At 33.7% G+C, this 18,317-nt stretch carries 24 protein-coding genes; 18 read left to right on the forward strand and 6 right to left on the reverse strand.

The features are described from left to right. Window positions 1-4: 4 nt before the first annotated feature. Complete coding sequence (locus A9G17_RS07830) at window positions 5-769, reverse strand: tyrosine-protein phosphatase (RefSeq protein WP_065738240.1); 765 nt, start codon at window positions 767-769, stop codon at window positions 5-7. 101 nt (window positions 770-870) lie between these two features. Here A9G17_RS07830 and pepB point away from each other — a divergent pair, with 101 nt between their 5' ends. Then, window positions 871-2,151, forward strand: a complete 1,281-nt coding sequence (gene pepB, locus A9G17_RS07835) for an aminopeptidase PepB (RefSeq protein ID WP_065738241.1) — start codon at window positions 871-873, stop codon at window positions 2,149-2,151. Window positions 2,152-2,216: 65 nt separating this feature from the next. Continuing rightward, the gene (locus A9G17_RS07840) at window positions 2,217-3,053 is read left to right on the forward strand and encodes a tetratricopeptide repeat protein (protein WP_065738242.1); all 837 of its coding nucleotides are present in this window, start codon (window positions 2,217-2,219) and stop codon (window positions 3,051-3,053) included. A 68-nt stretch (window positions 3,054-3,121) separates the two neighbouring features. Here the strand turns inward: A9G17_RS07840 and A9G17_RS13455 are convergent, their stop codons facing one another. Continuing rightward, a complete protein-coding gene (locus A9G17_RS13455) occupies window positions 3,122-3,238 on the reverse strand; it encodes a peptidylprolyl isomerase (RefSeq protein ID WP_081301720.1) in 117 nt (38 codons plus the stop codon). Between the two features lie 156 nt (window positions 3,239-3,394). Here A9G17_RS13455 and A9G17_RS07845 point away from each other — a divergent pair, with 156 nt between their 5' ends. Further along, window positions 3,395-4,429, forward strand: a complete 1,035-nt coding sequence (locus tag A9G17_RS07845; protein WP_065738243.1) for an SEL1-like repeat protein — start codon at window positions 3,395-3,397, stop codon at window positions 4,427-4,429. A 68-nt stretch (window positions 4,430-4,497) separates the two neighbouring features. Here the strand turns inward: A9G17_RS07845 and A9G17_RS13460 are convergent, their stop codons facing one another. Next, a complete protein-coding gene (locus tag A9G17_RS13460) occupies window positions 4,498-4,614 on the reverse strand; it encodes a peptidylprolyl isomerase (RefSeq protein WP_081301721.1) in 117 nt (38 codons plus the stop codon). A gap of 156 nt (window positions 4,615-4,770) precedes the next feature. Here A9G17_RS13460 and A9G17_RS07850 point away from each other — a divergent pair, with 156 nt between their 5' ends. Beyond that, window positions 4,771-5,049, forward strand: coding sequence for a tetratricopeptide repeat protein (locus tag A9G17_RS07850; protein WP_065738244.1), 279 nt, complete (start codon window positions 4,771-4,773; stop codon window positions 5,047-5,049). 68 nt (window positions 5,050-5,117) lie between these two features. Here A9G17_RS07850 and A9G17_RS07855 read toward each other — a convergent pair whose 3' ends face one another. Continuing rightward, complete coding sequence (locus A9G17_RS07855; protein ID WP_065738245.1) at window positions 5,118-5,687, reverse strand: peptidylprolyl isomerase; 570 nt, start codon at window positions 5,685-5,687, stop codon at window positions 5,118-5,120. Between the two features lie 290 nt (window positions 5,688-5,977). Between A9G17_RS07855 and A9G17_RS07860 the strand changes: the two genes are divergently transcribed. From A9G17_RS07860 to robA, 3 genes are all read left to right on the forward strand, one after another. Then, window positions 5,978-6,649 carry a phosphoribosyltransferase family protein gene (locus tag A9G17_RS07860; protein ID WP_065738246.1) on the forward strand — a complete coding sequence of 224 codons (672 nt, stop codon included), beginning with the start codon at window positions 5,978-5,980 and terminating at the stop codon, window positions 6,647-6,649. 71 nt (window positions 6,650-6,720) lie between these two features. Then, window positions 6,721-7,302: a Fe-S biogenesis protein NfuA gene (gene nfuA, locus A9G17_RS07865; RefSeq protein WP_172397793.1), complete on the forward strand. Its 582-nt coding sequence runs from the start codon at window positions 6,721-6,723 to the stop codon at window positions 7,300-7,302. A gap of 96 nt (window positions 7,303-7,398) precedes the next feature. Then, window positions 7,399-8,316 (forward strand): MDR efflux pump AcrAB transcriptional activator RobA, encoded by a 918-nt coding sequence (gene robA / locus A9G17_RS07870; RefSeq protein WP_039127734.1) that lies wholly within the window; start codon window positions 7,399-7,401, stop codon window positions 8,314-8,316. Between the two features lie 43 nt (window positions 8,317-8,359). Here robA and trpR read toward each other — a convergent pair whose 3' ends face one another. Both trpR and sltY read right to left on the reverse strand, forming a co-directional pair. Next, complete coding sequence (gene trpR, locus A9G17_RS07875; RefSeq protein WP_216354586.1) at window positions 8,360-8,650, reverse strand: trp operon repressor; 291 nt, start codon at window positions 8,648-8,650, stop codon at window positions 8,360-8,362. Between the two features lie 11 nt (window positions 8,651-8,661). Continuing rightward, the gene (gene sltY, locus A9G17_RS07880; RefSeq protein WP_065738248.1) at window positions 8,662-10,602 is read right to left on the reverse strand and encodes a murein transglycosylase; all 1,941 of its coding nucleotides are present in this window, start codon (window positions 10,600-10,602) and stop codon (window positions 8,662-8,664) included. 165 nt (window positions 10,603-10,767) lie between these two features. Between sltY and iscR the strand changes: the two genes are divergently transcribed. The 11 genes from iscR to rplW all read left to right on the forward strand — a co-directional run bounded on the left by iscR (window position 10,768) and on the right by rplW (window position 18,311). Next, complete coding sequence (gene iscR / locus A9G17_RS07885; protein WP_039127725.1) at window positions 10,768-11,223, forward strand: Fe-S cluster assembly transcriptional regulator IscR; 456 nt, start codon at window positions 10,768-10,770, stop codon at window positions 11,221-11,223. 36 nt (window positions 11,224-11,259) lie between these two features. Next, a complete protein-coding gene (locus A9G17_RS07890) occupies window positions 11,260-12,474 on the forward strand; it encodes an IscS subfamily cysteine desulfurase (protein WP_065738249.1) in 1,215 nt (404 codons plus the stop codon). A gap of 15 nt (window positions 12,475-12,489) precedes the next feature. After that, window positions 12,490-12,876: a Fe-S cluster assembly scaffold IscU gene (gene iscU, locus A9G17_RS07895; protein ID WP_025314376.1), complete on the forward strand. Its 387-nt coding sequence runs from the start codon at window positions 12,490-12,492 to the stop codon at window positions 12,874-12,876. Next, window positions 12,876-13,199: an iron-sulfur cluster assembly protein IscA gene (gene iscA / locus A9G17_RS07900; protein WP_025314377.1), complete on the forward strand. Its 324-nt coding sequence runs from the start codon at window positions 12,876-12,878 to the stop codon at window positions 13,197-13,199. Before iscU ends, iscA begins: the two co-directional genes overlap by 1 nt. A gap of 14 nt (window positions 13,200-13,213) precedes the next feature. Continuing rightward, a complete protein-coding gene (hscB, locus tag A9G17_RS07905) occupies window positions 13,214-13,732 on the forward strand; it encodes a Fe-S protein assembly co-chaperone HscB (RefSeq protein ID WP_065738250.1) in 519 nt (172 codons plus the stop codon). Window positions 13,733-13,768: 36 nt separating this feature from the next. Then, window positions 13,769-15,628 carry a Fe-S protein assembly chaperone HscA gene (gene hscA / locus A9G17_RS07910; protein ID WP_065738251.1) on the forward strand — a complete coding sequence of 620 codons (1,860 nt, stop codon included), beginning with the start codon at window positions 13,769-13,771 and terminating at the stop codon, window positions 15,626-15,628. Between the two features lie 14 nt (window positions 15,629-15,642). Beyond that, a complete protein-coding gene (gene fdx / locus A9G17_RS07915; RefSeq protein WP_065738252.1) occupies window positions 15,643-15,981 on the forward strand; it encodes an ISC system 2Fe-2S type ferredoxin in 339 nt (112 codons plus the stop codon). 442 nt (window positions 15,982-16,423) lie between these two features. Beyond that, window positions 16,424-16,735 (forward strand): 30S ribosomal protein S10, encoded by a 312-nt coding sequence (gene rpsJ, locus A9G17_RS07920; protein WP_006120582.1) that lies wholly within the window; start codon window positions 16,424-16,426, stop codon window positions 16,733-16,735. Between the two features lie 31 nt (window positions 16,736-16,766). After that, complete coding sequence (gene rplC, locus A9G17_RS07925) at window positions 16,767-17,393, forward strand: 50S ribosomal protein L3 (protein WP_025314383.1); 627 nt, start codon at window positions 16,767-16,769, stop codon at window positions 17,391-17,393. Window positions 17,394-17,409: 16 nt separating this feature from the next. Beyond that, complete coding sequence (gene rplD, locus A9G17_RS07930) at window positions 17,410-18,012, forward strand: 50S ribosomal protein L4 (protein ID WP_025314384.1); 603 nt, start codon at window positions 17,410-17,412, stop codon at window positions 18,010-18,012. After that, window positions 18,009-18,311 (forward strand): 50S ribosomal protein L23, encoded by a 303-nt coding sequence (gene rplW / locus A9G17_RS07935; RefSeq protein WP_025314385.1) that lies wholly within the window; start codon window positions 18,009-18,011, stop codon window positions 18,309-18,311. The genes rplD and rplW overlap by 4 nt, the downstream gene beginning before the upstream one ends. Window positions 18,312-18,317: the final 6 nt, after the last annotated feature.

Below are 18,317 nucleotides of genomic sequence, written 5' to 3' on the forward strand. Positions count from 1 at the left end.
TTATTTAAATTAGGTAAATATCTTGAAGAATTTTCCTGTTTTTATCATCTAATTGATATTCTTTAATTAACCAATTGTCGATTGTGTCATATCGTTTTTTGATTTCATCAATAGCCGCACTTAAAAACTCTTCTTTAGCTGCGAAAATAGTTTTTTGTTTTTCAAATTCTTCTGATGATAATTTATTTTTATTTTGACTAAGTATGGCTTCACGATAATCATTTAAATAGCGTTCGGTGAGTAAATAATCTTGCATAACCACTTCTTCACTCACACCCAATGCAAATAGGGTTAAGGCAACACCTACACCTGTTCTATCTTTACCTACTGCACAGTGTTGCACTAACGGTTTACCGTTGGCATTGAGCAGCAGCGATATTAGCTTTTTATATGCTACATTATTAAATGGTAATAATTGATAAAGTTTAACCATAAAATCAAAAGGTGAGTATTTTTTCATAACGAAAATATCATCACTGGTTAGGCTTGCTGTAATTTCATCACTTAATGGGTTTGCAGGCACATTAATATATTGACTGTTATTCCAAAGATTATCGGGATTACGATCAATTTCATGTTGATCTCGATAATCTAATACATAATGCAAATTAAGCTCATCAGATAAAAAGTTTTTTTCACTATCATTAAGGCGTGAAAATTCACCTGAACGATACAACATTCCTGAGCGGATTTGACGACCATCACTGGTTTTAATGCCACCTAAGTCACGAAAATTGATTCCATTTTTGATTTGTACAACTGATGTCATTATAGGTCCTTATTTATGCTTAACTTTGCTTGCTATATTAACATGTTTCTGATTAGAATTGATTCACCGTTTTTGCATTATTATTGTTTGAGGAATTTATTATGTCGACTTTATCTATATTACTTTCGGAAAAACCTGCTCCATCAAAGTGGGGTAAAGATGCATTACTCAGTTTTTCAGAAGATGCTGTTACCATTCATTATCAACCCGAGCATCGACATGGTGCCATTCAGCGAGCTGCACGAAAATTAGATAATCAAGGTATTAAATCAGTTAAACTTAGTGGTGACAATTGGGATTTAGAGTCATGTTGGCATTTTTGGATTGGTTATCGTAATGCTAAAAACAATAATAAAGTCAGTTGGGCAAAATTAAATAAGAAAGATAAGCAAGAACTAAAAAATCGCTTAGCCATCATTGATTGGTGTCGAGATATTGTTAATCAACAAGCAGAAACATTAAGTCCTTTAGAATTAGCAACGCAAAGTGCAAAATTAATTAGCAATTATTCCTCTGATATTTCCTATAACATTATTTCAGGAGAAGCACTAAAAGAACAAGATTATATGGGCATCTACACAGTTGGTAAAGGTTCTGACAGACCAGCTGCCTTACTCGAGCTTGATTATAATCCGACTAAAAATCCAAAAGCACCAATTATTGCTTGCCTAGTCGGGAAAGGGATTACTTTCGATTCTGGAGGTTATAGTTTAAAACCAAGTAGTTTTATGGAATCAATGCGATCGGATATGGGTGGCGCGGCATTGGTGACTGGTGCTTTGGCTCTTGCTATTGCTCGCGGAGTCAATCATCGCATCAAACTTTATTTATGCTGTGCTGATAATTTGGTAAGTGGTAATGCATTCAAACTAGGTGATATTATTCGTTATCGTAATGGTAAAACAGTTGAAGTTGATAATACCGACGCCGAGGGTCGCTTGGTTTTAGCTGATGGATTAATTAATGCAGATAATGATAATCCTCATTATATCATTGATTGCGCAACGCTTACTGGTGCAGCAAAAATTGCTGTAGGTAACGATTATCAATCATTACTATCATTTGATGACAAATTTGCTAATCAGTTATTAGCAAGTAGCCAAGCTGAACATGAGGCATTTTGGCGATTACCATTAGCTGATTTTCACCGTTGTCAATTTCCATCCTCGTTTGCTGATATGGCAAATTCTGGATTACCGAATACCGCTGGTGCAAGCACTGCCGCCGCATTTCTGTCCCATTTTATAAAAAATTATAAACAAAATTGGCTACACATTGACTGTTCAGCTACATTCCGCAAAAGCGCAACCGCTTTATGGGCAACTGGAGCAACAGGCATTGGGATAAGAACGCTTGCTAATTTGTTAAATGTATTAAAATGATTTTTAATAAATTTATGATTAATTGAATAAAATTTTAAAAAATTTATGAATATATAAGGAATATCATGAACATAAAAAAATTACTATTAGTTATGCCTATCTTATTTTCTTTTGCTGCTTATGCGGGGGATTGTACAACAGAATTTGAAAATAAAAATTATGAAAAGGCACTTATTGAATGTACACAAGAAGCAGAAAAAGGTAGTTCAAAAGCGCAGTATCTTTTAGGTGACTTATATTTTGATGCTACAACAGGAGTTGAGCAAGATAAGGCACTATATCAAAAGGCTATTTATTGGTATACAAAATCAGCCGAACAAGGTTATGTAGATGCACAATATGCTCTAGGCATATTGTATGATCAAAGTGATGATGAAACACAAGATTCCCAAAAAGCGTTATTTTGGTATGAGAAAGCTGTAGAACAAAATGACCCCCCATCACAACATAATTTAGCTATTATGTATGAATATGGTCATGGCGTTGAACAAAATATACAAAAAGCTTTAACTTTGTATATAAAATCAGCTGAACAAGGTTATATAGAGGCACAAAACAAGTTAGGATATATGTATAATCAAGGTGATAAAATAGAACAAGATAAACAAAAAGCGATATTTTGGTATGAAAAAGCTGCAGAACAAAATGACTTCAATTCACAATTTGAGTTAGCTCTTATGTATGATGAAGGTGATGGAGTTGAACAAAATAAACAAAAAGCAGCATTTTGGTATACTAAATTAGCGGAGCGGAATGTCGTCCCTGAAGCACAATACAGGTTAGGAATTATGTATGATAAAGGTAATGGGGTTGAGCAAAACAAATTATTAGCTAATAAGTATTTTAAACAGTCCTGTGAGCGGGGTTTTGAAAAAGCTTGTAATAAATTAAAAAATAATTAAATTTTTGAGGAAAACCATCTTAAATGATTAAGATGGTTTTTTTAGGTTTTCATCTCTTTTTAAATAATTTATTGTTTTTCTTCAATAACAGTTGCCTTTTTAATATAAACCGGCTCAACAGGTACATTTTGATGAGGTCCTACATGGTGAGTTGCTACATTTACAATCTTATCAACAATATCCATTCCTTTAATCACTTTACCAAAAACGGCATAACCGTAATTTTCAGGTGATTGATAATTACGAAAATCAATAATGGCGATTATTTTTGATATATACTTTTATATATAATAGGTAAATAAAAAATATTAATTCTTCTTTAAACATGTATAGGAAATACAATGAAAAAATTTTTATCTTTTTGGTTATTATCTCTTTGTTCTTTTTCAATATATGCAAGTCAATGCAATATTGATTTTGAAAAAAAGAATTATGAGAAAGCATTTGAAAAATGCACACAAAAAGCAGAACAAGGAGATGCAAATGCTCAGGCTGTTTTAGGTTTTATGTATTATAAAGGTGATGGTATAGATCAAGATAAAGTCAAAGCTGCATATTGGTATACAAAAGCTGCAGAGCAAGGTTTATCCATCTCACAATTTAATTTAGGGCAAATGTATTATGAAGGTGATGGAATAAAGCAAGATAAACAAAAAGCTGTTTATTGGTATACAAGAGCAGCAGAACAAGGTTTATCCAATGCCCAAAATAATTTAGCAATTATGTATGATCAAGGTAATGGCATAAAGCAAAATAAACAAAAGGCTGTTTATTGGTTTACTAAAGCAGTAGAACAAGGTTTATCCAATGCTCAAAATAATTTAGCAAAAATGTATAATGAAGGCGACGGTATAGAGCAAGATAAACTTAAAGCTGTATATTTGTATACAAAAGCAGCGGAACAAGGTTTCGCGAGTGCACAATTTAACTTAGCACTTATGTATTATGAAGGTGATGGAATAAAGCAAGATAAACAAAAAGCTGTTTATTGGTTTACTAAAGCAGCAGAACAAAATGATACAAAAGCACAATATAATTTAGCTTTTATGTATGAAAAAGGTGATGGAATAAAGCAAGATAAACAAAAGGCTATTTATTGGTATACAAAATCAGCGGAACAAGGTTTCGCGAGTGCACAATTTAATTTAGGGCTTATGTATGGTAAAGATGAGAGTATAAAACAAGACAAACAAAAAGCTGCATTTTGGTTTACTAAAGCAGCCGAACAAGATGTATCATCAGCACAATACAATTTAGGAATTATGTATTATGAAGGTGATGGAGTTGAGCAGGATAAATCTTTAGCTAACAATTATTTCAAACAGTCTTGTGAGTTGGGCTTTGAAAAAGCTTGTAATAAATTAAAAAATAATTAAATTTTTGAGGAAAACCATCTTAAATGATTAAGATGGTTTTTTTAGGTTTTCATCTCTTTTTAAATAATTTATTGTTTTTCTTCAATAACAGTTGCCTTTTTAATATAAACCAGCTCAATAGGTACATTTTGATGAGGTCCTACACGGTGAGTTGCTACATTTACAATCTTATCAACAATATCCATTCCTTTAATCACTTTACCAAAAACGGCATAACCGTAATTTTCAGGTGATTGGTAATTACGAAAATCAATAATGGCGATTATTTTTGATATATACTTTTATATATAATAGGTAAATAAAAAATATTAATTCTTCTTTAAACATGTATAGGAAATACAATGAAAAAATTTTTATCTTTTGGGTTATTATCCCTTTGTTCTTTTTCAATATATGCAAGTCAATGCAATATTGATTTTGAAAAAAAGAATTATGAGAAAGTATTGGAAAAATGCACACAAAAAGCAGAACAAGGAGATGCAAATGCTCAGACTGTTTTAGGTTTTATGTATTATGAAGGTGATAGGGTTGAGCAGAATAAATCTTTAGCTAAAAATTATTTAAATCAGTCTTGTGATCTGGGATTTGAAAAAGCTTGTAATAAATTAAAAAATAATTAAATTTTTGAGGAAAACCATCTTAAATGATTAAGATGGTTTTTTTAGGTTTTCATCTCTTTTTAAATAATTTATTGTTTTTCTTCAATAATAGTTGCCTTTTTAATATAAACAGGCTCAACAGGTACATTTTGATGAGGTCCTACACGATGAGTTGCTACATTTACAATCTTATCAACAATATCCATTCCTTTAATCACTTTACCAAAAACAGCATAACCATAATTTTCAGGTGATTGGTAATTAAGAAATTCGTTGTTTACTGTGTTGATAAAGAATTGGCTAGTTGCACTATCCACATCGCTCGTTCTTGCCATGGCTATTGTGCCACGATTGTTCTTTAAACCATTATTTGCTTCATTTTTTATCGGAGCATTACCATCTTTAAATTTTAATTGATCATCGGCACCACCACCTTGAATCATAAAACCAGGTATGACGCGATGGAACGTTAAATTTTCATAAAATCCACTGTTAACATAATCAAGAAAGTTTTTCGTGGTTATTGGCGCATGTTCACTATCTAATTCAATTTCAATATCACCAAGACTCGTTTGTAATAAAACTTTAGTGTCAGCGAAAACAACACTAGTAAAAAGAGTTAATAGCAATGATATAAATAATAATTTGATTTTTTTCATATATTATTTCCTTAATCCAATATAGTTGGTTGATTATACCTAATATTTGATTATTTTAAATAATTTTTATGTAAAATCAGATGAAATTATGTGTCATAGATCGCAATTTTATTTTTTGTTAATTACAAGTTTTTTAAAATATTTATATAAATAAACTTATTTGGTTGTGATTTTGGTATAACGTTTTAATTCGTATCCATATTAATTTTGATATTGAGCGAAACGAATAAGCCATTTTTATATTGAAACGTTATGTTAACCTGAAACTTTTTTACAAAAAAGTAAACTATATGCGTTGTATTTTATGTAATATGCCTTTATTTTTATCTCATCATGGTATTTGCAGTCAATGTGTTAAAAATCTACCTAAATTCAATAAAATTTGTTGCCAATGTTGTCTACCCCATTCATTATCAACGAATGTATGCTATCGATGCCGAGAACATAAACCTTATTGGGACGAACTTATTGCTGTTAGTGAATATACTCATCCATTGAAAAACTTAATTCATCAATTAAAATTTTATAAAAAAGTTGAATTAAGCCTAGCATTAGCGAGATTAATGTTTTTAGCATGGTATCAACGACGAGAAATAGAAGGTTTAGCTAAACCAGATTTGGTTACGTGTGTGCCTTTGCATCATCTTCGATATTGGTCACGAGGCTATAATCAAGCCGAATTGTTGGCAAAGCCTATTGCTAAATGGTTAAATTGTGATTTTTATCCTCATCTGTTATCAAGAAAGAAAAATGCAACAGATCAAAAGAAATTATCACTTAAACAAAGAATGAGCAATGTTGAGACACTTTTTGTTTGTAACCAAAATGTTGCTAATAAATCAGTGATGCTTATTGATGATATTGTTACTACTGGTAATACTATAAATGCTATTAGTAAGCAATTAAAACAGTGTGGAGCAACCCGTGTTCAGATAATTTGTTTATGTCGAACGGTATTGTAAAATCCTAAACAGTCCCTATAATAACCAAGAAAGTTAGTCAACTATTATAAATGGTGTTAAAGTGAGGAGTTATGTCTATTATTACTATTTCTGAATCAGCTCAACAGCACTTTAAAAAATTGCTTGCTAATCAACCAGAAGGCACACAAATTAGAGTATTTGTTATGGATCCGGGTACGCCTAGTGCAGAATGTGGAGTTTCGTATTGTCCGGCCGATACAGTTGAAGATAATGATATAGAAGAAAAGTATGCAGATTTTTCAGTGTATATTGATGAATTTAGTGCCCCATTTTTGGAGGAAACTGTAATTGATTATGTGACAGATGAATTTGGTGCACAGTTAACATTAAAAGCACCAAACTCTAAAATGAAAAAAGTTGCTGATGATGCTCCGTTAATTGAGCGAGTCAACTATGTGATTCAAGCGCAGATTAACCCTCAGTTGGCAAGTCATGGTGGGCGCGTAAATTTAGTTGATTTGACCGATGATAACTATGTCATCTTACAATTTGGCGGTGGGTGTAATGGTTGTTCAATGGTTGATTATACTTTAAAAGAAGGTATCGAAAAGCAACTAATGGTTGAATTTCCTGAGCTTGCAGGAGTGAAAGATATTACTGAACATCAAGCAGGTACACATTCATTTTGTTAAAATGCATGGAAAATAATTTTTATTTAAAACTTGCTTATTGCTGGGATTAAGTCATAATCAAGGGTTATGTGTCTGTTCACTTTATGATGGGGTTTTATGAATCAAGTTAGTATTATTTCAGATCTTATCGTTTGGATTGAGAAAAATTTAGAACAGCCATTGTCTATTGATAATGTATCGCAAAAGTCTGGTTATTCAAAGTGGCATCTACAACGTATGTTTAAAGAAGTGACGGGTCAAGTTCTTGGAACTTATATTCGTCATCGTCGCTTAACTTATGCAGCGCTCTCTTTGCGTATGACCAGTAAACCCATTTTAGACATTGCTATGCAATATCGTTTTGATTCGCAACAAACATTTACCCGATCTTTTAAAAAACAGTTCAATGAAACTCCAGCAAGTTATCGTCGAGGTGAATTTTGGGATCCAGCAGGATTAACACCAGCAATTGAGCTTAATAAAAATCAGCTTTCACTACCTGAACCCAAATTTGTTGATATGCCGAAACAGACTTTTTGGGGAATTTCTTTCAAAAATAATTGTAATTTAGGGCAATTATTAGACGAAGAAAATAGACTTAGAACACAGTTTTTTCATAATTATTTATCCCGTTGTACAAATAAAAACGAAGATTTGCCTGATAAAATCTATGCTTTTAGTCGCATATTAAAAAGTAAAGATAATACCAATGAACAAGAATTACTTTATACTATTGCGTTAGATCATAATAATAATCTTGAACATATTGAAGAAGTTGTCAGTGAAGGTGGATTATATCTTTGCTTTAAATATATTGGTTCACCAGATAACTTTAGAGATTTCATTTCTCAAGTACATTTAGCCGCAATGCCAGCTCTAAAAGTTCGGTTACGTAGTTCCAGCTGTTTAATCGAAATCCATCATAATCTTCATGATGATACGGTTGCCTCTGTTAAAGATATTAAGACTATGGAATGTGATTACTGTGTGCCAGTTGTTACAGAAACTGAGGTTAATATCCAACAAAATTTATAACTCTGATTGTTACAAGTGTAACGAATAGATATTAGCTAGTGTTTTAGTTATCTGAGCTTAATAGAATATTCTCTAACCATTTTTTAAATTCAGGTGTTGCCTCTTTTAGACTATTAGAACCTCGAGTTACTGTAGCAATGCCTATTTTTAGTTGATCTTTTAGTTGTCGTTGGTTGATTGAACCATCAAGTAATGAATGTACGATTTTTACTCGAGTTATCAATGCATCGCGCTCATCGGCGGTCATTAATAATTTTAATATATCAATTGAATAACCATCATTAAATGCTTGGTGTAATAGCTTAACGGTTTGTTGCCATTCGTTAGTTTTCATTATAGTCACCATTAATATTGTTTATTAAATTCATGCTGAGTCAAAATATGTGGATTTTTTTTACCTAAGATTATTTGATAGATATAGTCATACACTAAAACACTTTTCACGTAATTACGTGTTTCAGTAAATGGAATACTATCAATAAAAGCAACGGCATCAAGTTTTCCACCACTCTCTTTTAACCATCGTTTAACGCGATTAGGTCCAGCATTATAAGCAGCTGAAGATAATATCCGATTATTACCATTTTGTAGATAAACTGAATTTAAATAGTAACTACCCAATTGTATATTGATTTCAGGATCGAACAGTTGTGTTGATGAAGCATAAGTAAGTAAGCCCATTTTTTTAGCTGTTTCTTTAGCGGTTGCAGGCATCAGTTGCATTAAGCCTCTGGCTCCAGCTGAAGATTGTACCGAGGTATCAAGCGCACTTTCTTGACGAGAAATAGCTAAAGCATAAGAAAGAGGGATAGCTTTATCTTTTAGGGTATCATGGTATAAGTCTTGGTACATGATGGGCAAGCGTTCAGTCCAGTTATTCCATAATTTGCCTACAATCGTTGCTTGAATACTTAGATCTCCCCAACCTTTATGTAAAGCATATTGAGCCAATTTTAGATATTCATTACTATCCACTTGATTATTTAGCATATATCGCCATTCTCTGCTTGATTCTGGCAACATTCCTAAACTACGTAATTCATTAATTCTTTTCACAAATGGTTTATCATCAAACTTAGACTTTAATGCTGAAATTTCGGTATGAGTAATTTTTTTTGATTGATTATTAAGAGAATAATGTCGATTCAGCGTTTGCGCACTGATCATACCATAAAAACCACGTTTAACTGTGAGTGTTTGTAAAATACTATTAGCTTCTTTTTTTCGATTATTTTTTAATAACACTCGTGCTTTCCAATATTGCCAATCTTCTTTTAATTGATCTTCTGGTGATAGTTGTTCTAACCAATAAGCAATATCCTTGTAATTATTTTCATCAATAGCTAAACGAATACGTTTTTCAACCAAAGATAAATCATGGCTTTTTGCAATATAATTATCTCGCCATTTAATTTGTTCATAAGTGGCTGAATCATTAAAGTAACGGTTTGCTAAACTTTTTTGCAATAAACTTTGTTCATTTTCATTTAATTTTTGCTGTTTGATGAATTGTGGTAATAAGGTCTCAGCTAATTCTATATCGACTTTAGTTAAACGAGAAAATGATGCTAAAATAATCTTTTTAGTAAAAGAACTCGCTTTAATATTTTTTGAAAAATTGTCTAATTTTCTCGGATTATCAAATAAAGCTAGTAAATTACTTTTAGTTGTTTTGTAATCCTCATCTAATAAATTTGTTAGATGCCGAGCTAATTTTAAATTATTCGCTTCAACTGCCAATTCAACACGTAATAATATTAAATTGTTTGTTCGTTTACCGGCTTTAGCCCAAGCATTAAGTAATGGATCACATGCAGAAGAAAGATCTTTTCCTGTCATCCAAAGTGTTTCTACATCTTTAAAAACTGATTTATCTCCGTTTTTCATGAGTAAAGCATATTGGTAGCGACAATTAGAAGATATTGAATTATCTTTTGGGAATGAAATTATTGAACTCCAATCTTGGCGATTTGTTAACTCTTTCAAGTAGGATTGTGTTAAAGAGTTTGTTAAAGGAAAATCCTGATTTTTCTTTACAAAATCGCTAACTACATCAGGGGAGACAACTTTTATATTTTTTTGAAAAAATTGCACAGCAGCGTAAGGATATAATGGATAATTTTTTATGGTTGCAAGTAATGTTTTTTGTTCTTGAAAACTTAACGATTGATATGAGTTAATCCATTTTTGATAATTTTCTCGTAACATTTTTTGAGAGTTATTTGCGAAAGCGTTACTTGTAAATATTAAACTTATTATCAATAAGTAACGTGATACCAATTTCATCCTTTAGCTCCCATATGAATTTATCTAACTAGATTAGCATATTTCATTGTGTTTCGTCGATGATGAACTAAGAGAGGATAATTCCCACTAAAATAGTCAACTAAATACTTGACTAAAATAAAAGGATATATACAATAAATATTATAACACATAGGGGGATGATTAATGAAATTGACATCAAAAGGAAGATACGCGGTAACTGCAATGTTGGATGTAGCATTACATTCTGATTCAGGACCTGTATCACTTGCCGATATTTCAGAACGTCAAGAAATCTCACTTTCTTATCTTGAACAATTATTTGCGCGGTTACGAAAAAATGGTTTAGTAACCAGCGTTAGAGGCCCTGGTGGGGGTTATGTGCTGAGTCGGTCAATGGATCAAATTGCGATTAGCTCAATTGTAAAAGCCGTTGATGAGACGGTACATGCAACTAAGTGTCACGGTCAAGATGGCTGTCAAGGTGGTGTTAGATGTCTAACTCATACACTATGGAATGATTTAAGTGAGCGAATTGAAGACTTTTTAACCAGTATTACACTTAGCGAATTAGTCAATAATAATGAAGTTAAAGCCGTAGCTAATCGACAAAGTAATATACGACACGTCAGCATTAATTAAAAAATAAAATACAGAATTTGTTATTGGGAGTAATTAATGAAATTACCTATTTATATGGATTATGCAGCTACAACACCCGTTGATCCTAGAGTTGCTGAAAAAATGATGCAGTATTTAACACCAAATGGTATTTTTGGTAATCCTGCATCTCGTTCTCATAAATTTGGTTGGCAAGCCGAAGAAGCGGTTGATATTGCTCGAAATCAAATTGCAGATCTTATTGGTGCTGATTCCCGCGAAATTGTATTTACTTCTGGAGCAACGGAAGCTGATAACTTAGCTATTAAAGGTGCAGCGCATTTTAATAAATCTAAAGGTAAACATATTATTACTTGTAAAACGGAACATAAAGCGGTACTTGATACTTGTCGTCAACTTGAACGTGAAGGTTATGAAGTGACTTATTTGGCTCCAGAGTCTAATGGGATACTGGATTTAGATAAGCTTGCAGCAGCCATGCGCAGTGATACAACCGTTGTATCAATTATGCATGTCAATAATGAAACTGGTGTCATTCAAGATATCGAAAAAATTGGTGAGATGTGTCGTGAAAGAGGTATTGTTTTTCATGTTGACGCAACCCAAAGCGTTGGTAAATTACCCATTGATCTGTCTAAATTAAAAGTTGATCTTATGTCATTTTCTGGACATAAAATTTATGGGCCAAAAGGGATTGGTGGACTTTATGTTAGACGTAAACCTCGTGTTCGTATTGAAGCGCAAATGCATGGTGGTGGTCATGAGCGCGGTATGCGTTCTGGTACGTTGCCAGTGCATCAAATCGTTGGTATGGGCGAAGCATATCGTATTGCTAGAGAAGAAATGGCAACTGAAATGCCACGTTTATTAGCGTTAAAAAATCGCTTATGGAATGGCTTAAAAGATATCGAAGAAGTTTATCTTAATGGTTCTTTAGAACATAGTGTCCCTAATATATTAAATGTAAGCTTTGCTTATATTGAAGGTGAGTCACTTATGATGGCTTTAAAAGATTTAGCCGTATCATCCGGTTCAGCATGTACTTCTGCAAGTTTAGAGCCATCTTATGTATTACGAGCACTTGGCCTTAATGATGAACTTGCACATAGCTCAATTCGATTCTCATTTGGTCGATTTAGTACTGAAGAAGAAGTAGATTATGTTATTAAACTAATTAAAGATTCTATTGGTAAATTAAGGGAATTATCTCCACTTTGGGAAATGTTCAAAGATGGTGTTGATCTAAGCAAAATCAAATGGTCAGCCCATTAAAATTAGGAGTAAATTATGGCATACAGTGAAAAAGTAGTTGATCACTATGAAAACCCTCGTAATGTTGGTTCTTTTGATCAAAATGATCCTAATGTTGGTAGTGGCATGGTTGGTGCACCGGCATGTGGTGATGTTATGCGTTTACAAATCAAAGTAAATGATGACGGTATAATTGAAGATGCTAAATTTAAAACTTATGGTTGTGGTAGTGCAATTGCATCAAGTTCTTTAGTTACTGAGTGGATTAAAGGTAAATCTTTGGATGAAGCGCAAGCAATCAAAAATACAGATATTGCTAAAGAACTTGAGTTACCACCTGTTAAAATTCACTGTTCGCTTTTAGCGGAAGACGCAATTAAAGCAGCAATTGATGACTATAAAACTAAAAAAGGTCAAAGTTAATGGCAATTACACTAACAAATAGCGCCGCTAATCGTGTTCAGGCTTTTCTTGCCAATCGAGGAAAAGGGGTAGGATTGCGGTTAGGCGTTAAAACATCCGGTTGCTCTGGTATGGCATATGTTTTAGAGTTTGCTGATATTATTAACGATGATGATAGTGTGTTTGAAGATAAAAATGTTAAAGTCATTGTTGATAAAAAAAGTTTAGTTTATATCGATGGTACCGAACTGGATTTTGTTAAAGAAGGATTAAACGAAGGTTTTAAATTTAATAATCCCAATGCGCAAAATGAATGTGGCTGCGGTGAAAGCTTTAATGTGTAATTGGGGTAATGAACATGCCTAATTACTTTGAACTATTTGATTTACCTGTTAAGCTACCAGTAGATGTTTCGTTACTAACAGCGCATTATCAACAATTACAAAGACAATATCATCCAGATAATTTTGCCACTGCTAATGATAACGATAAAATGATGATGGTACAAAAATCAGCAATGATTAATGACGGTTATCATACACTGAAAAATCCCATTAAAGCTGCTGAACATTTGTTGTCTTTGCAAGGTCTTGATGTGGCAACTGAGCAAAATATCATTCATGATGCTGATTTTTTAATGGAACAATTTGTTTTACGTGAAAAATTAGAAGATATTGAAAGTCAGGATGATTTTGTTATATTAGATAACTTTCATTCGGAAGTTTTTGCGCGTCAACGTGATGTTTATAAAGAATTATTAGAATTTATTAACAAACAAGATTGGGAAACTGCCCTTAATCAAATCTTTAGAATCCGCTATTTAACTAGATTGATAGAACAAATCGAAAAGTTACAAGAAAAACAATATGCTTTATAATTTTAATTAAGCATATATCAATTAGAGACAATTCAAATGGTATTATTACAAATTAGTGAACCTGGACAAACTCCTGAACCTCATCAGCGCCGTTTAGCTGTGGGAATTGATTTGGGGACAACTAATTCACTAGTTGCTACTGTGCGTAGCGGACAAACCGAAGTGTTACCAGATTTGGATAATGATTTTCTATTACCTTCAGTAGTTCATTACGGCTTAGATGTTGATGATAATCTTGTTATTACCGTTGGTAAGCATGCAAAATCTAATGCTGTAAATGATCCTCAAAACACGGTGAGTTCTGTTAAACGGTTAATGGGTAGAAACTTATCTGATGTTGATGCTGTACATTTTCCTTATACTTTTTCACAAACGGATAATGGTGTTCCATTATTGAATTTGCCTAATAATCAAGTTAACCCAATACAAGTCTCCTCGGAAATTTTGATCGCTTTAGCTCAACGTGCAAAACAGAGTTTAGGTGGTGAAATTGATGGTGCTGTAATCACAGTGCCAGCCTATTTTGATGACGCGCAACGGCAAGCAACTAAAGATGCGGCTAAATTAGCTGGGCTGCATGTTTTAAGATTATTAAATGAACCAACTGCTGCTGCTATCGCTTATGGTTTAGATACTGACAAAGAAGGCGTTATTGCAGTTTATGATTTAGGTGGCGGTACATTTGATATTTCTATTTTGCGTCTACATAAAGGGGTATTTGAAGTTTTAGCAACCGGTGGTGATTCAGCGCTAGGAGGTGATGATTTTGACCGATTGCTTGCTGATTATTTAAAAAATCAATTAGGTTTAGAAAATAATACTGATCCCTATATAAACCAAAAAATTATCGATGAAACAGTTAAAATAAAAATAGCATTAAGTCAGCAAGACTTAGCTTTAGCCAATATAGAAGGTCAATCTTTAACTATAACGCGTCAACAATTTCAAGACTTAATTGAACCTTTAGTTAAACGAACTTTGGCGGTTTGTCGCCGAGCATTAAGAGATGCTGAAATCAATATTGATGAAGTGGTTGAAATTGTCATGGTCGGAGGATCAACTCGTGTCCCTTTAGTTCGACAATTAGTGGGTGATTTTTTTAGAAAAGAGCCTTTAACTTCCATTGATCCTGATAAAGTTGTTGCTATTGGTGCGGCAATACAAGCTGATATTCTGGTTGGTAATAAGCCCGATTCAGAGATGTTATTGCTTGATGTCATTCCTTTATCTTTAGGAATAGAAACAATGGGGGAATTAGTGGAAAAAATCATCCCTCGTAATAGCACAATACCATGTGCAAGAGCTCAAGAATTTACCACATTTAAAGATGGCCAAACAGCTATGATGATTCATGTGTTACAAGGCGAGCGTGAAAGTGTTGCAGATTGCCGATCGTTAGCTCGTTTTACGCTAAGAGGTATTCCCCCAATGCCTGCTGGCGGGGCACATATTCGTGTTACTTTTCAAGTTGATGCTGATGGTTTATTAAATGTTACTGCAATGGAAAAATCAACAGGTGTTGAAGCTGCGATTCAAGTTAAGCCATCTTATGGTCTAACTGATAATGAAATTGCTAACATGATTCAAGATTCAATCAATTATGCCCAGCAAGATAAACAAGTAAGAATGCTTGCCGAACAAAAGGTTGAAGCGGCTAGAGTACTAGAGAGTTTACAAAGTGCTTTAGATAAAGATGCTGATCTGTTAAATGAGCAACAGCTTAATCAGATTTTAATCGCTAAGCATCAGTTACAGGCAGTAAGTGAATTAGATGATAGTGATGCTATCAAAAAGCATATTAAGATTGTTGATAATATGACACAAGAGTTTGCTGCTAAACGTATGGATAGATCAATTCGTCAAGCCTTAACTGGCCATAAAGTTGATGACATTTAACAAACGAGATTATTATGCCCAAAATTACATTTTTACCTAATGCTGATCTTTGTCCTGAAGGCAAAACAGTTGAAGCTGAAGAAGGTGAATCTATTTTAGAAGTTGCACTTCGTAATGATATTGAAATTGAACATGCATGTGAAATGTCTTGTGCATGTTCAACGTGCCACTGTATTGTTCGTAAAGGTTTTGATTCGCTAGAAGAAAGTGATGAGCAAGAAGATGATATGCTTGATAAAGCTTGGGGAGTCGAGCCTCATAGTCGATTAAGTTGCCAAGCTCGAGTTACTGATGAAGATCTTGAAGTTGAAATTCCAAGATATAGTTTAAATCATGCCAAAGAAGAGCATTAAAAAGACCGCCATAATGGCGGTTTTATCTATCACAATTTGATTTAAATTTCTGCAAAGCGCTTTTCTTTCCTTAAATAATCTATTTTAAAAAAGGATGTTTGAAGAATGATATATTGTAATTAAATTCACTCTTCAAGCGTCAAAACTCGTAATTATACCTATTATTTAAAAAATGTTTGTTAGTTAAATAATTATCTACATACTTTATTAATTACTCCTTGCATTCATTTATAATTTACGTATAATTGACGCACTTTGTTTGTTGATTTTTCAACAGCAAATGCGTATAAAGATATAGTTAATATATAATGTATTGAATTATATCAACAATACTCCCGATTTGGGGGTTACGAAAAGAACGGATTACACTCTCCTGTCAATCGAAACAGGGTAGGAGGAGTAGTCTTTTGTTATAACTTTTAAATAATGGAGCTCTGGTCTCATGTCGAACCAAAGAATCCGTATCCGGTTAAAAGCGTTTGATCATCGTTTGATTGATCAATCAACTGCTGAAATTGTAGAAACTGCGAAGCGCACAGGTGCGCAAGTTCGTGGTCCTATTCCATTACCGACACGCAAAGAGCGTTTCACTGTATTGATTTCTCCGCACGTAAATAAAGATGCGCGAGATCAATATGAGATTCGCACTCACAAACGTCTAGTTGATATTGTTGAGCCAACTGAAAAAACAGTTGATGCCTTAATGCGTCTAGATCTTGCTGCCGGTGTTGATGTGCAGATCAGTTTAGGTTAATCCTAAGCTGAATGATTGAGAGGTCGAAACAATGATTGGTTTAATCGGTCGTAAAGTGGGAATGACACGAATCTTCACTGAAGAAGGTGTTTCTATTCCCGTCACCGTAGTAGAAGTTCAAAGCAACCGCGTTACTCAAGTTAAAACTCTTGAGAATGATGGTTATCAAGCTATTCAGGTTACTACTGGCAGCAAAAAAGCAAGCCGCGTAAATAAACCTGAAGCAGGTCATTTCGCTAAGGCTGGCGTTGAAGCTGGTCGTGGTCTATGGGAATTCCGTTTTGAAGAAGGCGAATTTACTGTAGGTCAAAGTATTAACGTTGATATTTTCACTGACGTTAAAAAAGTTGATGTTACTGGAACATCTAAAGGTAAAGGTTATGCTGGTGTAACTAAACGCTGGAATTTCCGTACTCAAGATGCAACTCATGGTAACTCTTTGGCACACCGTGGTCATGGCTCTATCGGTCAAAACCAAACTCCAGGTAAAGTGTTCAAAGGTCGTAAAATGGCAGGTCACTTAGGTAATGAACGTGTAACTGTTCAAAACTTAGATATTGTGCGTGTTGATGCAGAACGTAACCTTTTATTAATTAAAGGTGCTGTTCCAGGCGCAATCAATAGTGACGTAATTGTTAAACCGGCAATCAAGGCTTAACGTCGAGGAGATAGAGATGGAATTAGTAGTAAAAGACGCGCAAGCGCTTTCTGTTTCCGAAACTACCTTCGGACGTGAGTTTAATGAAGCGTTAGTTCACCAAGTAGTTGTTGCTTATGCATCTGCTGCTCGTCAAGGCTCTCGCGCACAAAAAACTCGTGCAGAAATCGCTGGTTCAGGTAAAAAACCATGGCGTCAAAAAGGCACAGGTCGTGCTCGTTCAGGTTCTATTAAGAGCCCAATCTGGCGTAGTGGTGGTGTGACATTTGCAGCAAAACCACAAGATCATAGCCAAAAAGTTAACCGTAAAATGTATCGTGGTGCATTAAAGAGTATTTTCTCTGAATTAGTGCGTCAAGAACGTTTAGTTGTGGTTGAAACATTCACTGTTGAAGCACCTAAGACTAAATTATTAACTCAGAAATTAAATGATATGAACCTTAATGATGTTCTTATTATTACTTCTGATGTTGATGAAAATCTTTTCTTAGCAGCACGTAACTTACATAAAGTTGATGTGCGTGATGTGGCAGGTATTGATCCAGTTAGTTTGATTGCATTTGACAAAGTGGTTATCACTGTTGATGCTGTTAAACAAGTAGAGGAGATGTTAGCATGATTCGTGAAGAGCGTCTGCTTAAAGTCCTGCGAGCACCACATATTTCTGAAAAAGCATCTATTTCAATGGAAAAAACAAATACATTAGTATTGAAAGTTGCTAAAGATGCTACTAAGAGAGAGATTAAAGCCGCAGTTGAACAACTATTTGAAGTTAAAGTAGATGGCGTTAATACACTTGTTGTTAAAGGCAAAGTTAAACGTCGTGGTCAACAAATCGGTCGCCGTAGCGACTGGAAAAAAGCTTACGTTACTTTAGCAGAAGGTCAAAATTTAGACCTTGCTGGCGTCGCTGAGTAATTCGGA

The organism is Gilliamella sp. wkB7, from assembly GCF_001693435.1.
GTDB lineage: Bacteria > Pseudomonadota > Gammaproteobacteria > Enterobacterales > Orbaceae > Gilliamella > Gilliamella apicola_N.

What these genes read in the sequence shown, in the direction of transcription:
- A9G17_RS07830 (WP_065738240.1), bottom strand. Translation starts at nt 769, where the DNA reads ATGACATCAGTTGTACAAATCAAAAATGGAATCAATTTTCGTGACTTA.
- pepB (WP_065738241.1), top strand. Translation starts at nt 871, where the DNA reads ATGTCGACTTTATCTATATTACTTTCGGAAAAACCTGCTCCATCAAAG.
- A9G17_RS07840 (WP_065738242.1), top strand. Translation starts at nt 2,217, where the DNA reads ATGAACATAAAAAAATTACTATTAGTTATGCCTATCTTATTTTCTTTT.
- A9G17_RS13455 (WP_081301720.1), bottom strand. Translation starts at nt 3,238, where the DNA reads ATGGATATTGTTGATAAGATTGTAAATGTAGCAACTCACCATGTAGGA.
- A9G17_RS07845 (WP_065738243.1), top strand. Translation starts at nt 3,395, where the DNA reads ATGAAAAAATTTTTATCTTTTTGGTTATTATCTCTTTGTTCTTTTTCA.
- A9G17_RS13460 (WP_081301721.1), bottom strand. Translation starts at nt 4,614, where the DNA reads ATGGATATTGTTGATAAGATTGTAAATGTAGCAACTCACCGTGTAGGA.
- A9G17_RS07850 (WP_065738244.1), top strand. Translation starts at nt 4,771, where the DNA reads ATGAAAAAATTTTTATCTTTTGGGTTATTATCCCTTTGTTCTTTTTCA.
- A9G17_RS07855 (WP_065738245.1), bottom strand. Translation starts at nt 5,687, where the DNA reads ATGAAAAAAATCAAATTATTATTTATATCATTGCTATTAACTCTTTTT.
- A9G17_RS07860 (WP_065738246.1), top strand. Translation starts at nt 5,978, where the DNA reads ATGCGTTGTATTTTATGTAATATGCCTTTATTTTTATCTCATCATGGT.
- nfuA (WP_172397793.1), top strand. Translation starts at nt 6,721, where the DNA reads ATGTCTATTATTACTATTTCTGAATCAGCTCAACAGCACTTTAAAAAA.
- robA (WP_039127734.1), top strand. Translation starts at nt 7,399, where the DNA reads ATGAATCAAGTTAGTATTATTTCAGATCTTATCGTTTGGATTGAGAAA.
- trpR (WP_216354586.1), bottom strand. Translation starts at nt 8,650, where the DNA reads ATGAAAACTAACGAATGGCAACAAACCGTTAAGCTATTACACCAAGCA.
- sltY (WP_065738248.1), bottom strand. Translation starts at nt 10,602, where the DNA reads ATGAAATTGGTATCACGTTACTTATTGATAATAAGTTTAATATTTACA.
- iscR (WP_039127725.1), top strand. Translation starts at nt 10,768, where the DNA reads ATGAAATTGACATCAAAAGGAAGATACGCGGTAACTGCAATGTTGGAT.
- A9G17_RS07890 (WP_065738249.1), top strand. Translation starts at nt 11,260, where the DNA reads ATGAAATTACCTATTTATATGGATTATGCAGCTACAACACCCGTTGAT.
- iscU (WP_025314376.1), top strand. Translation starts at nt 12,490, where the DNA reads ATGGCATACAGTGAAAAAGTAGTTGATCACTATGAAAACCCTCGTAAT.
- iscA (WP_025314377.1), top strand. Translation starts at nt 12,876, where the DNA reads ATGGCAATTACACTAACAAATAGCGCCGCTAATCGTGTTCAGGCTTTT.
- hscB (WP_065738250.1), top strand. Translation starts at nt 13,214, where the DNA reads ATGCCTAATTACTTTGAACTATTTGATTTACCTGTTAAGCTACCAGTA.
- hscA (WP_065738251.1), top strand. Translation starts at nt 13,769, where the DNA reads ATGGTATTATTACAAATTAGTGAACCTGGACAAACTCCTGAACCTCAT.
- fdx (WP_065738252.1), top strand. Translation starts at nt 15,643, where the DNA reads ATGCCCAAAATTACATTTTTACCTAATGCTGATCTTTGTCCTGAAGGC.
- rpsJ (WP_006120582.1), top strand. Translation starts at nt 16,424, where the DNA reads ATGTCGAACCAAAGAATCCGTATCCGGTTAAAAGCGTTTGATCATCGT.
- rplC (WP_025314383.1), top strand. Translation starts at nt 16,767, where the DNA reads ATGATTGGTTTAATCGGTCGTAAAGTGGGAATGACACGAATCTTCACT.
- rplD (WP_025314384.1), top strand. Translation starts at nt 17,410, where the DNA reads ATGGAATTAGTAGTAAAAGACGCGCAAGCGCTTTCTGTTTCCGAAACT.
- rplW (WP_025314385.1), top strand. Translation starts at nt 18,009, where the DNA reads ATGATTCGTGAAGAGCGTCTGCTTAAAGTCCTGCGAGCACCACATATT.